The sequence below is a fragment of the Leyella stercorea genome, assembly GCF_019052365.1.
Taxonomy (GTDB): domain Bacteria; phylum Bacteroidota; class Bacteroidia; order Bacteroidales; family Bacteroidaceae; genus Prevotella.
Genome location: NZ_JAHQUY010000142.1, coordinates 1 through 2092, shown reverse-complemented (window position 1 = coordinate 2092; position 2092 = coordinate 1). Strand labels below are relative to the sequence as shown.

Here is a 2092-nt window from a genome sequence, read left to right as displayed (position 1 = left end):
CTACATTCTGTTTATTTCTAATTCGTAACCTCTTCTTTTTATGAGATAAAAACTTGTCTCATTCTCAATCACTTATAAAAAATACGTACTTTCTTCGCCCGAAAGTGTCATTTCGTTCGACCTTTTCACCTCTATGTAACACAAAAAGAAGTGTGTCAAGCCAATGCTGGCTCAACACACTTCTTTTCCGAATATCGCAGTTTACGATTTACTTCTTGTTTCTGTTGGCACGCTGCTCGCGATACTTCGCTTTCTGCCGTGCCGAACCACTACCATGGGCACCAGTGATGTATTTCTTCTTCTTTGCCTTGGTCTTGACTTTGCCGTCATCATCTTTTCTGTTCGACGCTCCGCCACGGCCCCATGAAATGCCATTGGCAATGATTGCGTCAATATCGTCACCTTTGCTCATATCTATCTTTATTGGTTATTCTAATTGTTTATCGGGTGAGAAATCTCAACACATCAACATCTCAACGTATCAACACATCAACATCTCAACCTCTCACCACTTCAACCCATCAGATTAATGATGGAAGAGGCGCACACCTGTGAACGCCATTGTGATGCCATACTTGTCGCAGGTATCAATAACATTGTCGTCGCGTACCGAACCGCCTGCCTGAGCAATGTACTCTACGCCGCTCTTGTGCGCACGCTCGATGTTGTCGCCGAACGGGAAGAACGCGTCTGAGCCGAGCGCTACGCCGCGGTTCTCTGCTATCCATGCCTTCTTCTCCTCCATTGTGAGCACCTCTGGCTTCTCCTTGAAGAAGAGCTGCCATGTGCCGTCGCGCAGCACGTCGTCGTGGTCCTCAGAGATGTAAACGTCGATGGTGTTGTCGCGGTCGGCGCGGCGGATGCCGTCAACGAACGGGAGGTTCATCACCTTCGGGTGCTGGCGCAGCCACCAGATGTCTGCCTTGTTGCCTGCGAGGCGTGTGCAGTGGATGCGGCTCTGCTGTCCGGCGCCGATGCCGATAGCCTGACCGTCCTTCACGTAGCATACAGAGTTCGACTGTGTGTACTTCAGTGTGATGAGCGAGATAATGAGGTCGCGGATAGCCTCCTCGGTGAAGTTCTTCGACTTTGTAGGTATGTTCTCGAACAAAGCTGGGTCGTCGAGGCGCACCTCGTTGCGTCCCTGCTCGAACGTTACGCCGAACACCTGCTTGTGCTCGACGGGAGCCGGCACGTAGTTCGGGTCTATCTTTATTACGTTATATGTACCCTTGCGTTTTGCACGGAGAATCTCGAGCGCCTCGTCGGTGAAGTCGGGAGCGATTACGCCGTCGCTCACCTCGCGCTTGATGAGTGTAGCTGTAGCAACGTCGCAGGTGTCGCTGAGCGCTACGAAGTCGCCGTAAGAGCTCATGCGGTCGGCACCGCGTGCACGGGCATACGCACATGCAATCGGCGAAAGTTCCATTTTCACGTCGTCAACGAAGTATATCTTCTTCAGCGTGTCGCTAAGAGGCAGACCTACAGCGGCTCCGGCAGGCGATACGTGCTTGAACGATGCTGCAGCGGGCAGACCTGTGGCAGCCTTCAGCTCCTTAACGAGCTGCCAAGAGTTGAGCGCGTCGAGGAAGTTGATGTAGCCAGGACGACCGTTGAGTACTTCGATGGGGAGTTCGCCTTCTTCCATGTAAATGCGTGAAGGCTTCTGGTTCGGATTGCATCCGTACTTGAGTGCTAATTCTTTCATATAGTAATTATAAGAATGAGAAATCATTTCCAACTGCAAAATTACTACTTTTCGACTAAATTCTGCGCTTTTAACTGCATTATTTTCAATGCGAAGAGAAATCAAAGGTGATGTTGGCAAAGGATTACCGCAGCGTGGTACTTCTGTTTCCGCAATGCGGTAATGGTAGTTTTGCTACGCGGTAATCGTATTTCCAATCTGCGGTAATCGCATTGAAAGCCCGTCTTTGACCACATTCAGCTTTGCCGCTTACCAGTACAAGAACTACACCAACCAAGAAGTATGTGTTCTTAGAAAATATGGCTCACCCGATAAACCAGGGGGATTATGCATATAGCTTTGTAAGTCTGAAAAGAAAGAACTTTATATCCGTTACTCCCCTTA

2 protein-coding genes are annotated in these 2092 nt (G+C 49.6%); both read right to left on the bottom strand.

From position 1 onward, the window contains the following. Positions 1-208: 208 nt before the first annotated feature. Positions 209-412, bottom strand: coding sequence for a hypothetical protein (locus KTQ90_RS13120; RefSeq protein ID WP_022157941.1), 204 nt, complete (start codon positions 410-412; stop codon positions 209-211). Between the two features lie 114 nt (positions 413-526). Then, positions 527-1708, bottom strand: coding sequence for a phosphoribosylaminoimidazolecarboxamide formyltransferase (locus tag KTQ90_RS13115; protein WP_217318800.1), 1182 nt, complete (start codon positions 1706-1708; stop codon positions 527-529). Between the last annotated feature and the right edge of the window lie 384 nt (positions 1709-2092).